This window comes from Cyanobacteria bacterium FACHB-DQ100, assembly GCA_014695195.1.
Lineage (GTDB): Bacteria > Cyanobacteriota > Cyanobacteriia > Leptolyngbyales > Leptolyngbyaceae > Leptolyngbya.
Genome location: JACJNW010000004.1, coordinates 1 through 13926 on the forward strand (window position 1 = coordinate 1; position 13926 = coordinate 13926).

Annotated in this window: 11 protein-coding genes and 1 pseudogene; 6 read left to right on the plus strand and 6 right to left on the minus strand. The window is 48.8% G+C overall.

The features are described from left to right. From H6F51_00245 to H6F51_00270, 6 genes and pseudogenes are all read right to left on the minus strand, one after another. A partial coding sequence (locus H6F51_00245) for an IS6 family transposase (GenBank protein ID MBD1820956.1) occupies positions 1–87 on the minus strand: 87 nt, incomplete at its 3' end. 353 nt (positions 88–440) lie between these two features. Further along, the gene (locus H6F51_00250; protein MBD1820957.1) at positions 441–845 is read right to left on the minus strand and encodes a heavy metal-responsive transcriptional regulator; all 405 of its coding nucleotides are present in this window, start codon (positions 843–845) and stop codon (positions 441–443) included. Positions 846–1011: 166 nt separating this feature from the next. Further along, the gene (locus H6F51_00255; protein MBD1820958.1) at positions 1012–1965 is read right to left on the minus strand and encodes a cupredoxin domain-containing protein; all 954 of its coding nucleotides are present in this window, start codon (positions 1963–1965) and stop codon (positions 1012–1014) included. 26 nt (positions 1966–1991) lie between these two features. Then, positions 1992–4250 carry a copper-translocating P-type ATPase gene (locus H6F51_00260; protein MBD1820959.1) on the minus strand — a complete coding sequence of 753 codons (2259 nt, stop codon included), beginning with the start codon at positions 4248–4250 and terminating at the stop codon, positions 1992–1994. A gap of 6 nt (positions 4251–4256) precedes the next feature. Beyond that, a complete protein-coding gene (locus H6F51_00265) occupies positions 4257–4457 on the minus strand; it encodes a heavy-metal-associated domain-containing protein (protein ID MBD1820960.1) in 201 nt (66 codons plus the stop codon). 181 nt (positions 4458–4638) lie between these two features. Beyond that, positions 4639–4992 (minus strand): annotated as a pseudogene (locus H6F51_00270) (four-helix bundle copper-binding protein). Positions 4993–5294: 302 nt separating this feature from the next. On the opposite strand from H6F51_00270, the gene H6F51_00275 reads away from it, so the two are divergent. The 6 genes from H6F51_00275 to H6F51_00300 all read left to right on the plus strand — a co-directional run bounded on the left by H6F51_00275 (position 5295) and on the right by H6F51_00300 (position 13526). Beyond that, positions 5295–5996 (plus strand): DUF305 domain-containing protein, encoded by a 702-nt coding sequence (locus H6F51_00275; GenBank protein ID MBD1820961.1) that lies wholly within the window; start codon positions 5295–5297, stop codon positions 5994–5996. 79 nt (positions 5997–6075) lie between these two features. Beyond that, complete coding sequence (locus H6F51_00280) at positions 6076–7731, plus strand: efflux RND transporter periplasmic adaptor subunit (GenBank protein MBD1820962.1); 1656 nt, start codon at positions 6076–6078, stop codon at positions 7729–7731. Positions 7732–7741: 10 nt separating this feature from the next. Next, entirely contained in the window at positions 7742–10876 is a 3135-nt protein-coding gene (locus H6F51_00285) for an efflux RND transporter permease subunit (protein ID MBD1820963.1), read from the plus strand. A gap of 44 nt (positions 10877–10920) precedes the next feature. Beyond that, positions 10921–11409 carry a hypothetical protein gene (locus H6F51_00290; GenBank protein ID MBD1820964.1) on the plus strand — a complete coding sequence of 163 codons (489 nt, stop codon included), beginning with the start codon at positions 10921–10923 and terminating at the stop codon, positions 11407–11409. Positions 11410–11503: 94 nt separating this feature from the next. Then, the gene (locus tag H6F51_00295; protein MBD1820965.1) at positions 11504–12208 is read left to right on the plus strand and encodes a response regulator transcription factor; all 705 of its coding nucleotides are present in this window, start codon (positions 11504–11506) and stop codon (positions 12206–12208) included. Continuing rightward, positions 12195–13526, plus strand: coding sequence for a two-component sensor histidine kinase (locus H6F51_00300; GenBank protein MBD1820966.1), 1332 nt, complete (start codon positions 12195–12197; stop codon positions 13524–13526). The genes H6F51_00295 and H6F51_00300 overlap by 14 nt, the downstream gene beginning before the upstream one ends. Positions 13527–13926: the final 400 nt, after the last annotated feature.

A 13926-nucleotide genomic window follows, 5' to 3' on the forward strand; every position in this document is an offset into this window, starting at 1 on the left:
ACTGTCCCGGTAGCTCAACGGAAAGGTGTAATACAGCCAAACGCAGTAGCTAATAATTTCACCAGGGAAGCGATGACGGGAGTACATGGGCAAGCAGTCGTTCTTAAAGTTGAGCTAGTACGATTATTCTACGTTCCGGTTAACCTGACAATACGCTCTGTCGTTAACCTAGAGTCTTTATCTGCGTTCAAATTGCAACAAAATTGCAAACATGAGAAGTACAACTATTTTTCGTCTTTCTCATCCATTGCCGTATTCAAACTAAAATCACTTTAGAGTCTCTACCTAACCGGAGAGTCAATAGATAGGAGAAAGTTTTTTGAACCGATTAGGAAATACTTAACTGTCAGCAAAAAGCACTCCCTAAAACACATAGGGAGTACTAAACAGGGTGCACAGGGTGCAGATGAAAAACTAAAAGGAAATCAGGAGGACTGACCTCATTGAATGATGGGACAAATGAGGGTATCAGAATTCTCTAGAATGGCTGACTCAGAAAGCAACCCTTGGAGTTCTGATTTCAGAATTTGGAGCTGCTGAATTTGACGATCAATGTCGGAAATCTTGTCCTGCAATTTGACTCGCACATGATCACACGGTAGCTCACCTTGATCATGCACGGCTAAAAACTCTTTGATTTCTGCCAGGCTTAATCCAAGGCTTTGAGCCCGTTTAATGAAGCTCAATCGAGTAAACACATCGGAACCAAACAAGCGGTATCCTCCTTCGGTTCTGCCAACCGCCTGCAATAACCCTAATTCTTCGTAATACCGGATGGTTTTGATAGGAACCCCACTTTCTTTGGCAATGGGACCAATCTGCTTGGGTCGCTCGTAAGACAACATGCGGACCTCCACTGAACATCTATTGCTGATTTCTAGCTTAAACTCTCCAGCCAAGTAGAGAGTCAAGCGATCTCGCACTCGTGAAAGTAACGAATTTTTTCTGTTTTTCCAAAGGGTTGTACTGCCTTGCTACTGAGCAGTTTTGGGCGTGGGATTAATTAATTGCCTAGGATGAGTACCTAGGTCTCACCTCAATGACCCCACGATTCATCTTCATGCCACACATAAACTCATACTCACCCGGCTGCTTCGGCATAAATTCAACCTCAGTTGTTGTATCTAGTTCTAGATCAACTGCAATGTCAAATGCTGGGATCAGAAATTGGTCGTAGCAACTACTGGGATTGATGCGCTGAAGGTGCAACCGGACTGGAGCGCCGACTTCAACGATCACTCGCTTGGGTTCATATCCTTTTGCAACTGTTACGGTAACGTCCTGAACTCCCGCTTTGGTCATGCTGGCTTCAAGACTCTCTGTTGAAGGTGGCACATGGTGAGCGTGATAATCAGCTTGGTTGGCATGAAGAACGCTTTGATCCAGTTGATAGGCTTGCTTAGAAGTTGATGGAGGTGTGTTTCTCGTTGCAGTATCCGTAGACTGTGCTTCAACGACACCGCGAAACATATTCATGCCACAAGTAAATTCGTAGCGACCCGGTTTATTTGGCAGAAACTCAATCGCGGTCGTTTGATTCAGTGGCAAAGATTGAGCAATACGAAAATCAGGAAAACGAACTTCTTCTAGACAGCTACTTGGGTCTTTGCGATCAAACTGTAATCGCACCGGCTGTCCTGCTTGTACAACAATTTGACTCGGTTCATATCCGCCATCAACCGTAATGGTTGCTTCCTGAATATCGCCTTCTGCCTTTGCTTGCCGGGATTTAGGTTTACTGAGCAAAAACCACCACAACTCTAGACCAATGAGCCCTATTCCACCGAGTGTAACAGCGACCTTATTGCTCAAGGGTTGCTCAATGCGTTGAAATTGACTGGCATCAGACGCAGGATGGTTATCCATCTCGCTCATTCTGGGTTCAGCCGCAACCGCCCCAGAGATTGCACCAAGGAGAAATCCCAATCCTGCTAATGTCCCCCAAAATGTTGCTTTTTTAAGCATTTTCTTGTCCTCTTACATCAGTTGAATTAACTCAATGGTTTGGGCTGAAAGTTTCGCAGCCGTAAGGCATTCGTCACCACTGAAACTGAACTAAATGCCATTGCGGCTCCAGCAATAATTGGACTCAGCAACCAGCCAAACAGTGGGTAGAGAATGCCTGCGGCAATTGGAATCCCTGCCACATTGTAGATAAACGCAAAGAACAGATTCTGCTGAATATTGCGGATGGTCGCACGGCTGAGTTGGATCGCAGTCACAATGCTCCGTAAGTCACCAGAGATCAACGTAATGTCGCTGGCTGCGATCGCAACATCAGTTCCGGTCCCGATCGCCATCCCCACATCAGCTTGTGCTAAAGCAGGCGCATCATTGATGCCATCCCCCACCATTGCCACGACTTTTCCTTCGCGTTGAAGCGTTTCAACCGTGGCGGCTTTTTGATCCGGGCGAACCTCCGCAAATACTCTTTGGATATTGACTTCTCGCGCAATCACATCTGCGGTACGGCGATTGTCTCCGGTCAGCATCACGACTTCTAATCCAAGCTTTTGCAAAGCTCGAATTGCTGCGACCGACGAAGGTTTGACTGCATCTGCAATACCCATGATCGCTTCCGCTTTGCCATCAACTGCAATCCAGATCACGGTTTTGCCCAGCGATTCGAGCTGATCCCACTGCTGCTGAAGCGGGCGAGTCTCAATGTTGAGTTCAGTCATCCAGCGATGGGTTCCGATCTGAATCCATTGATCTGAGACATAACCCTGCACCCCGCTGCCTGCAACAGCATTAAACTCCTGTGCGTCAGCTAAGATTGCACCCTGAGCCTGAGCATACTGAACCACAGCTTCAGCTAGGGGATGCTCAGAGTTGCGTTCAATGGAGGCAGCTATGCGCAGTAGATTCAATTCATTGTGATCGGCAGTGCCTCGAACGGTGACAAAATCGGTGACGGTCGGTTTGCCTTGGGTAATCGTTCCGGTTTTATCCAGCACGATCGTTTGTAATTTGTGCGCGAGTTCTAGACTTTCTGCACCTTTGATCAAGATGCCATTTTCTGCCCCTTTGCCCGTTCCCACCATAATCGAGGTGGGTGTCGCTAACCCTAACGCACAAGGACAGGCAATAATCAACACGCCAACTGTTGTAATCAGCGCCATTGTCACATTACCCATGACGTTGTACCAGAGAATGAATGTTGAGATCGCAATCGCAATCACCGCAGGCACAAACCATCCGGTCACTTGATCCGCTAACCGTTGAATTGGGGCTTTTGAGCCTTGCGCTTGTTGCACCAGTTTCACGATCTGAGCGAGAAAGGTATCCTTTCCAACCCGTGTGGCGCGGAACTTGAAGCTGCCGGTTTTGTTTAAGGTGGCTCCAATCACTTCATCGCCAATTTGCTTGGTCACAGGCACACTTTCACCCGTCACCATTGCCTCGTCGATCGTTGAGCGACCCTCAATAATCTCTCCATCCACCGGAATTTTTTCACCCGGACGAACGAGAATTACATCTCCAACAACGACTTGGGCGATCGGTAAATCGATTTCTCGTCCTTGACGAATCACTCGCGCTGTTCTTGCCTGTAAGCCGCTCAGCTTACGAATCGCGTCCAAAGTTTGTCCTTTGGCACGACCTTCGAGCAATCGACCCAGCAGAAGGAGTGTAATAATCACGGATGCTGCCTCAAAGTAGACATCTGGATTCAGTCCTTGAGCAATAAACCATTGTGGAAAGAAGGTAGGAAAGAGAGAGTAGAGATAGGCTGTGCCGGTTCCAACTGCTACCAACGTGTCCATCGTCGCCGTATGGCGCTTTAAAGCTTTCCAAGCATTCACGAAGAAAGAGCTACCTGCCCAAAACAGTACTGGAGCCGTCAGCACAAACTGAAGCCAGGGATGATGTAGCCACATGGGAAGCAGGGGAATCGATAGACCTGTCATCGCAGGAAGCGAACCAATCACCAAAACTGCACTGATAATGCCGCTGACCCCAACTCTATGGGTCAACTCACGATGCTCCGCTTGTCGTACTCGTCGATCTGCATCATCTTCAGGCGCTAGTACGTTATCTTGTAGAGGCTGAGCCGAGTATCCAGCAGCATCAACTGCTTCCTGAATTTCAGCTACATCGGTTTTGCCAGGATCATAGGTGACAGCAGCTTGTTCAGCCCCAAAGTTAACGCTGCACGCTTCTACTCCGGGTACAGAGCGAATTGCATCTTCAATGTTATTGGCGCAGGAGGCACAACTCATGCCTCGCAATTTAAGAGTCGTATCTTCCATGGTGAGCTACTCCTCTGCAACTGTATAGCCTGCATCGATAATGGCCTGTTTAATGACAGACTCAGAGGTTTGAGTTTCAACGTTGACAAGCTTTGTTTTAGGATCAGCATGAACCGTAGCAGTTGGATCAATTGCCTTTACGGCTTGAGTAATGGTTTCGCTACAGGCGGAACAAGCCATGTTAGGAACAGTGAGTTGAAGTGTCATGATCTAAATCCTCTTGATGTGCAACTGATCCCATCTTGGAGTGTCTAGCAAGCTGGAGAATCAAGGGGATAACAACAGAAACTTTACAAGTATCTTGCAAAGCTTAAATCATGCAAAATTCTTCAACTATTCTGCTTGTAAAGAGCGGTTGAAGAATTTTGCCATCGTCGGTGAATGAGTTTTACGCCATTGCTGCTGCCATCTGACGGCAGGATTGGGCACAGCGACGACAAGACTCGGCACAGCGCTTACAGTGGTCATGGTCATGCTTCTCGCACTCAGCGGCACAGCGGTCGCACGCTTCCGCACACACTCCGCATAATTGGGCATGAAGGTCAGAATTGCGAGCCATAAAACGGTCGCAGATGTCGCACGTATCGGCACAGTCGCGGCACAACTTAATGCATTGAGCCATCATTTGCACCATGTCACTGTCTAAGCAAGCAGTGGCGCAGTTCTTTCAATCTCGTAGACAGTCAAAACAAGCCTCAATGCAGGTTTCAAGTAGGGATTGGTGAGATTGCATTGAAATCATAGTTTGCCTCATGAGAACTAAGAACCAGAACCTGTTGGCTTTCTAGGCTTCACCCTAAAGTTGCATTGAAGCAATTACGCCTCTCCCCCGAAAGATAAAATCGCACTTTTGAGCGAAAGCGATTTCATTCTGATTTCATAATTCTGTGCAATATTTCGAAGAGATGTGCTGATCTGCCATCAACTCGCGCCTTTGCAGGGTTCTAGATTTGGAAAATTTGACTGGTTGACACTCCAGCCAGCTGGAGCATCCAGAATAACAACATCACTTTTTTGACCCCTTATCTGAGGTACAACAAACAGATGTCACGCAACTTCTTCGCAAAAACAGGTTTTCTAGCTCTCACACTTGGAGCAATCGCCACCAGTAGTTTTCTGAATGCCTGCTCCACCTCTGCTCAAAACCAAGCCCAAGCCCCCAGTCCTGCTGCGACTGATGCTGGCTCAATGCGAGGCATGGATCACAGTAATATGAACCACGGCAACATGGGCAGCATGGCGATGGATCTGGGACCAGCCGACGCCGAATTTGATCCGCGGTTTATCGATGCTATGACTCCCCATCATCAAGGAGCCGTCGAAATGGCAAAAGAAGCACAGCAGAAATCCAAGCGTCCTGAAATCCAAAAGCTGGCGGCTGACATCATCAAAGCTCAAGACAAAGAAATCAGCCAGATGAAGCAATGGCGGCAGGCTTGGTATCCCAAAGCCAGTGCAAAGCCAGTCGCTTACAATCCAAAAACGGGTCGTTCCATGCCTATGTCTCAAGATCAGATGAAAGGCATGATGATGAACATGAATTTGGGTGCGGCAGATGATCAGTTTGATCTGCGGTTTCTCAACGCCATGATTCCGCATCACGACGGTGCAGTCGTGATGGCGCAGGAGGCTTTGAACAAGTCGAAACGCCCTGAAATCAAACAGCTGGCGCAAGAAATCATTGCCTCTCAGAATGCTGAAATTAAGCAAATGCAGCAGTGGAAACAAGCCTGGTACAAGCAATAGGTCTGGCTGCAAGATTTCACGTTGGTTTCATTACTCTGTGAAACGCTGGTAATTGAGTGCTATGCGAAGGAAGCCGCTAATGACTTATCTCCCTCAACGATCGACTGCGCAGGTGACAGTCTCCCTGCTAATGTTGTTGCTCCTAGCAACTCCAATTCGCATTTTTGCTCATCCTGGGCACGGCAACGAATTTCAGGGAGGAAGCCATTCAGCTCAATCGGCAGATGCCATTGAAGTCGATGCGGAAACGATGAAACAATTGGGCTTAAAAGTCGAATCTGTATCGCGTCAACGCTTGGCCTTTGGCATTAAAACCACTGGACAAATTGAATCTCTCCCCAACCAACAGGTTGAAGTGACCACTCCAGTCAGAGGAACGGTGACGCAGCTACTTGTTCAACCGGGAGATAAGGTGAGCGCGGGTCAGGCCGTGGCCATCATGACTAGCCCAGAATTGGCAGAACTGCGTACGGTTGCCTTAGACCGCCGATCAGAGGCGATCGGCTCTACCCAGCAAGCACAAGCTGATTTGCAACTGGCACAGCAAAACTTCGCTCAACAACAAAAAATCGCAGCAACAGACGTCGCTCAAACCCGAACCCAACTGAACTTTGCTCAGGAGCGATTCGACAAAGACCGGGAACTGGCTAGCAGTGGTGCCCTCCCCCGACGCAGCTTTCTAGAATCGGAAACCAAACTGGCAGAAGCAAAAGCGGCTCTCACCAAAGCTGAAAGCCGCTTAGAGGTTTCAGAGGCATCGGCACAACTACGACGAGCTGAATCGGCTGTACAAGTCGCTCAATCACGAGTGCAACTGAGTGAAGAAACCTATCAGGCTCGCCTGAGGCAACTGGGTGCAAGTGCAAACCAGGATGGCACAATCACCATAACGGCTCCGATTTCAGGCACCGTTGCCGATCGTGAAACTACTACGGGCGAATCGGGCGAGAACGCAGGCAAGAAGGTGATGACGATTATTAACGGCAGCAGTGTCCAGGTGAGCGCCAACATCTATGAGAAAGACCTCGATCGTATTCAGACTGGGCAGCAAGTCCAGATAAAAGTTGCCAGCTTGCCCGAGCGTACGTTTCAAGGACGCATCAGTGTGGTTGGATCAGTCGTCGAAGATGAAACCCGCATCGTGCCTGTAAAAGCGCAACTAGACAATCCGAATGGGGTGCTCAAACCAGGGATGTTTGCTGAATTGGAAGTGTTAACTGATCGGACTCCCGCTGCCTTGTTAGCAGTTCCAAAATCAGCACTGGTCACCACAAACGATAAAAAGACAATTGTATTTGTGCAAAATGGCACCGCGTTTCAACCGACAGAAGTCACATTAGGTAGAGACACAGGTGAATTGGTCGAGGTCAAGTCCGGGTTGTTTGATGGCGATCGCATTGTCACCCAACGCGCTAATCAGTTATATGCTCAATCGCTACGAGGCGGCAGGCCAGCCGATGATCACGAGAAGGCAAATTCTGCATCAGCCTCTAACCCACAGCCTTCGATTCCTTTATGGATTGGAATTCCTATTGGAGGAGCAGTTATGGCAGGTACTTTTGGGGCTGGAATGCTATGGGCGAATCGTCGCCGTCGCAAAGCATTCGTTCCATTCCCCAATGGGCACACAAGCCATGAGTCTCTCGATGGCTTGTGCCTAACTGATTATGACGCCCACCCGCCAACGCCTGCTTTGAAGTCAGAGGGTGATCATCATCCTCACCAACCGCGCTAGGTACACCGTCATGCTAAGTTCCATCATTCAATGGGCGATCGCTCGCCGATGGCTCGTGATTCTAGGGGCGATCGTCATCACTATTTGGATCTTCCGCACTATCATTCAGATGCCGCTGGATGTATTTCCTACCTTTGCACCACCGCAGGTTGAAATTCAAACCGAAGCGCCAGGCCTTGCACCCGAAGAAGTGGAATCTTTGGTGACACTCCCCATTGAAAGCGCAATTAATGGCACACCAGGGGTGAGTGCAGTGCGGTCTTCGAGTGCAGCCAGTATTTCAGTAGTGCGAGTGGTTTTTAACTGGGGCACCGATATCTATCAAGCCCGGCAGCTAGTGACCGAACGGTTACAGTCTGCTCAAAGTAAACTTCCAGAAGGGATTGAGACTCCACAAATTGCTCCCATCAGCTCACCCATTGGCACAATTGTCACTTACTCCTTTACCTCTAAAACAACCGACTTAATGGAAGTGCGGCGCATTGTCGATTGGCAGGTCACCAATCGCCTGCTGGCAGTGCCGGGAGTCACGCAAGTTATCGTGTTTGGTGGCGATGTGCGGCAATATCAAGTTCTCGTTGCGCCCGAAAAGCTACAAGCCTTCAATGTGTCGTTGCAACAAGTATCAGAAGCAGTGGCAGCGGCAAATGTGAATGCGCCAGGTGGTTATTTAATTACGCCTGATCGCGAAAAACTGATTCGGGGCATCGGGCGAATCGAGGATATTGAAGCGTTGAAGCAATCGGTCATTACGGCTCGCAATGGAACACCCGTTAGGATTACAGACGTCGCCGAGGTCAAAATTGGCGCAGCCGTGAAGCGTGGGGATGCCAGCGTTAACGCTCAGAAAGCAGTCGTTGCGATCGTCAATAAGCAGCCGCAAGCCGACACACCCACGGTCACTCGTGCCGTTGAAGCCGCGATGGCTGAGGTAAAAGCAGGATTGCCAGAAGATATTCAGGTTGCCACGACGTTTCGCCAAGAAACCTACATTGATGCCTCGATCGACAATGTGCGGGAAGCATTAGTTGAAGGCAGCATTATCGTTGCCTTAATCTTGATTCCATTCTTGATGAATTGGCGCAACTTAGCGGTATGTTTGGCGGCTCTACCTCTGTCTTTATTGATTGGGGTGCTAGCGCTCAACTGGCTAGGACAAGGGCTAAATACTATGACCCTAGGCGGCTTGGCAGTTGCCATCGGGTCTGCTGTGGACGATGCGATCGTAGATGCCGAAAATGTCTATCGCTGCCTGCGAGAAAATAAATATTCTCCCAATCCCCGCCCCGTTTTAGAGGTAGTGTTTGAGGGTTGTCAAGAAGTTCGAGATTCCGTATTTGGAGCCACTATCATTACGATCGTCGTCTTCTCGCCCATCTTTGCGCTCACGGGTGTAGAAGGCAGCATTTTTATCCCAATGGGGCTGGGCTACTTGGCGGCAGTGCTGGCATCTAGCGTCGTTGCCTTGACCGTTACCCCTGCTTTATGTGCAATTTTACTGCCCTACGGTCGTCTACCTGAGCGAGAACCTTGGGTCGCTCGATTCTTCAAAAGACTTTATCTACCACTGCTCAGGTTTTCAATGCGCCGCTCGACCATTATTTTAGGTATCGCAGGCGCAAGTTTAGTAGCGGCAGCGATCGTTGTTCCGTCGTTTGGACGAATCTTTTTACCGGAATTTCAGGAGCAATCGCTGGTCAATACGCTACTGCTGTATCCTGGCTCATCGTTGGAAGCCACAAATAGCGCCGCATCGGTGCTGGAACATAAGCTGAAGGATAATCCCAGCTTTCAAAGCATTCAAGTGCGTTCTGGACGAGCGGCGGGAGATGCCGATGCCGCAGGGGTGAATCTGACTCACCTGGATGTGGAGTTGAGCGAGACGGGGATGAAAGACCGTAAAGCTAGCGTAGAGCTATTGCGGGAGGAGTTTAGTAAAGTGCCAGGGGCAGCACCTAACGTAGGCGGCTTCATTTCTCACCGCATGGACGAAGTGCTGTCAGGGGTCAGAAGCGCTATTGCCGTTAAAATCTTCGGTCCTGAACTGGAACAACTTCGCATCCTAGGACAGCAAGTTAATGATGCCATGCAATCGGTTGAAGGCGTGGTCGATCTCCAACTAGAACCCCAGATTCCAGTGGAACAGATTCAGGTTCAGTTTGATCGTGTTGCTGCTGCCCGGTATGGATTAACGATTGGGCAACTTTCAGAAACGATTGAGACGGCATTAAATGGACGGGTGGTTTCGCAAGTTCTAGAGCAGCAGCAAACCTTTGACCTAGTGGTGTGGTTAAAGCCTGAAGCGCGTCAAGGGGTGGATACCATCGGTAATTTAGTGATTGATACGCCCAGCGGCAAAAAAATTCCGTTGGCACAGGTGGCAACCGTTCAGGACGGTACAGGTCCAAACACAATTAACCGTGAAAATGTTTCTCGCTTGATTGTGGTGGCTGCCAATGCGCAGGGTAGAGATTTGCGATCGGTAGTGAGCGATATTCAGGCAAAGGTCAAGCAGCAAGTTCAAACTCCGCCCGGATATTACATCCAGTATGCTGGGCAATTTGAAGCCGAAGAGCGGGCATCCCAAAATATTTTGCTTTTCAGCGCGATCGCCTTTGTCATCATCACCATCATCATGTATCTCTCGGTGAAATCGGTTGCATCCACCGCCATGATCATGATTAACCTACCTCTAGCCCTCGTGGGGGGTGTGATTGCAGTGGCACTTACAGGAGGCATCTTGTCGATCGCCTCGCTGGTGGGATTTGTCACGCTGTTTGGCGTTGCAACCCGAAATGGGTTGCTGCTGGTAGACAACTACAACACCAAGTTTGTTGCCGGGATGCCGTTGAAAGATCTCCTGATTCAAGGGTCGATGGAACGGCTCAACGCTATCCTTATGACAGCGTTTACTTCTGCATTAGGGTTAGCGCCCCTAGTCATCGCTGGCGGACCCGGAAAAGAGCTTTTGCAACCCTTATCGATCGTTGTTCTGGGTGGACTTTTTACCTCTACAGCTCTGACGCTGCTGATATTACCTGCGCTCTACGCCAGGTTCGGCAAGTACCTATTTCCGAAACGATTAATTGTTGAGAACGGCAAGGTCTCTCAACCAGAGATGAGGCATCTTCAAGGAGAGGCTTAACGGTCTAAAGCCAACAGTTTTGTTTATTAACAAGGAGAAACATCATGCAATTGAAAATGAATGTAACAGCGATTTCAGCGATCGGGCTACTATTCTTAGGCGCTTGTAGCAGCGGCAACCAAGCAACTAATTCAACCAGTAGCCCTGCTCCTTCTGCGGAAACTCAACCTTCTCCCCCTGCTGGCAGTCCCGCTAAATCTACATCTGATGGGAATCACGGTAGGCAAGGCGGACAGGTGATTGAATCAGGACCCTATCATCTGGAACTTGTATCGAAAAAAGAGGCAGCGCAGACTCACATCGACTTTTTCTTACAGAAAGGCGACAATCATGAACCAATTCCCAATGCAAAGGTAACAGCTCAAGTTCAATTGCCTGATGGCAGTCAGAAATCGTTAGATATGAAGTACGACGCAAGCGATAAGCACTATACAGCAATCTTACCCAGCGCCACGCCAGGAGAATACAAGGCTGTTATTCTCTCAGACATTAGCGGAGAAAAAGTGAATGGGCGCTTCAGCTTCAAGCACTAATACTGATTGGTATTTGATTTTGCTTAAGGTGTTTTGATCACCCCTCTGATTCACAGCCATATTACATAGGTAGAGTTATCTATCAAGCGATCTCATGCGAGTGTTACTGGTGGAAGATGAACCTGATTTAGGCACCGCGATTCATCGTGTTTTAAGTCGGGAGAAGTATGTGGTGGACTGGGTGCAAGATGGCAGCACAGCTTGGGCGTATCTCGACAACTCCGATGTTCACTATACCTTAGCCATTTTAGATTGGATGCTACCTGGACTATCCGGGGTAGAGTTGTGCAAGCGGCTCCGCTGTCAAAACAATCCACTCCCCATTCTGCTCCTGACTGCCAGAGATCGCATGGAAGATAAAGTAGCCGGACTCGATGCCGGAGCCGATGATTACCTAGTGAAGCCCTTTGGCATGGCAGAACTGTTGGCGCGACTGCGGGCGCTACAACGACGATCGCCCGAACTTCACCCCCAACAACTCCAAGTCGGCAATCTCATTCTCGACTACGGTGCCCACACCGTTTGCTGGCAACCCCTCGATGGGCACCAAATTCCTATTTCTTTGACTGCAAAGGAATTTCAGACACTGGAATACTTTATGAGACATCCTAGTCAAGTGGTGACAAGCCATCAAATCATGAATCAACTCTGGGAAGTGGGTGCAGAACCAACCAGCAACGCGATCGCTGCCCAAATTCGGTTGCTACGGCGTAAGCTTGCAGAAGTCGGGTGTGACGGTCTCATTGAAACGATTCATGGAATCGGCTATCGATTCAACGTTCCTCATGCGTCAAAATAAGCTATTTAACCGCACTCGTATTCAGCTTGCAGGCTGTTACGCTGGGGTCATGGGATTAATCTTAAGCGTCAGCGGACTAATTACTTACCAGTTGTTATCAGCCGCTCATTGGCACGCCGTCGAGCAGGAACTAGAGTCCATTTCAGGAACACTGCACGACTCTTTAGAACCGAAGTTAAAGCAACCCAACCGGCTTGAGCCTGCGATTAGACAAGCCCTCCCAAGGCTATGTCTGATAGGAACAGATTGCTCAAATGACGCTCAAAAGCGGCATATTCTTGGCATTGTTCAAGAAGACAACTATTACGTGCGCTTTTTTACCCAATCTGGGCAACTTTTAGCAAGTTTGGACAAGCAACCTGCCAGCTTACCACCTCCAGTTACTAAAGAAGGTTGGACTACGTTGCACGATGGGAGTGGAACGCGCTGTCGCCAAACCACGCTACTACTAAAAACTGCCACCGGATCTGCTTGGGGCTACATGCAGATTGGGCGATCGCTAAAAGAATATGACGATCATCTCACCATGCTGCGGCTACTGCTTGCTGTTGGGCTACCGCTTGCCATGCTGCTTGTTGCGGGGGCAGGATGGTGGTTAGCAGGACTTGCCATTCGCCCCGTCTACCAGTCCTATCAACAGATGCAACAATTTACCGCTGATGCGGCTCACGAACTGCGCACTCCTATTGCCACTATCCGCGCTACTATTGAGTCTGTCCAGGGTGTGGTGGATCTCCCAATGGAGGAAATGCAGGGAGCATTCAGTGTCGTGGATCGTCAAAACAATCGACTAGCACACCTAGTACAGGATCTTTTACTGCTCTCGCGAATGGATCAAAGAACGCTGGCAGAGAAACATCAGCCCTGTTGCATAAATGACCTAGTTCACGATTTAGTGGAAAGCTTATCCATGTTAAAGATTGCAGCTCCCATCCAGTTAACAACGCAGTACAGAGTTAAAGAGCCGTTGTATGTTATGGGTGATGAAAATCAATTGAGTCGCTTATTCTCTAACCTCATCGTCAATGCCTTGCACTACACGCCTGCCGGTGGAGTGGTAACAGTGATTGTAAGGCGAGAGGACACTCATGCTCTCATTCAGGTAAAAGACGCTGGCATTGGCATTGCCCGAGAAGACCAGTCCCGTATTTTCGATCGCTTCTATCGAGTGAGTTCTGATCGCTCTCGTCAAACTGGAGGAGCTGGATTAGGGTTGGCAATTGCAAAAGCAATCTCAGAGTCTCATCACGGCAGTATTCAAGTAAACACTGATTTGGGCAAAGGAAGTACCTTTGCCGTGCGATTGCCTTTAATTTAGAGTCGAAAGGTTACCTTTTAAAGGCAGTATCAACTTAACCATGTATGTTCAAAAATAAGCATAGTGATCCTTGAACATTCAAGCGTTGCTCAATTTTATGTAGCAATTTTGTACAGTGACTTTTTATTTAGTCGTGGTGGCGAATTGATGTCATCAAACGTGTGCAGCTTGTCTCTACTAGAGTTTAGCTTTGAGTCTGAACAGGGAGAATTGTCGCTAATTAGTGCCTGTCTTCGCTACGAGAAGCATTGCCAGAGTTTCTGTGCCACAACTCTTTAGTAGCCCTGCTAAGGTCATCTTAGGGTTGAAGCCCTGAGTAAATTGCTACCTCTGGCTGTTCACCTAAAAGTATCCTGCATACTCATAAGTATGGCATTTCCCTCTACCTCTCTCATTCATG